Source organism: Flavobacterium silvaticum, from assembly GCF_012911565.1.
GTDB lineage: Bacteria > Bacteroidota > Bacteroidia > Flavobacteriales > Flavobacteriaceae > Flavobacterium > Flavobacterium silvaticum.
The window spans coordinates 1-289 of sequence record NZ_JAAMPU010000036.1; the positions used below are offsets into that span (position 1 = coordinate 1).

Genomic DNA, 289 nt, shown 5'->3' on the forward strand with positions numbered 1-289 from the left:
ATGTCTTCACGCCTGACGCTGGCCAATGTGCCTCTCCGGTGACATTGTCGGTTACGGTCACGAATTCCATCGTCCCTGATTTCGCTGCCATTCCGCCATTCTGTTCGGGTTCCTCCGTTCCTGCATTGGACGCGACCTCTCCGAACGGTATCACGGGAAGCTGGTCGCCGGCCACTGTCAGCAATACGACAAGCGGCAATTATGTCTTCACGCCTGACGCTGGCCAATGCGCCTCTCCGGTGACATTGTCGGTTACGGTCACGAATTCCATCGTCCCTGATTTCGCTGC

The 289-nt window shown here is 57.1% G+C and carries 1 pseudogene; it reads left to right on the forward strand.

The window, feature by feature from the left end:
- Positions 1-289: pseudogene (locus G6047_RS00120) on the forward strand (hypothetical protein); the annotation flags it as partial.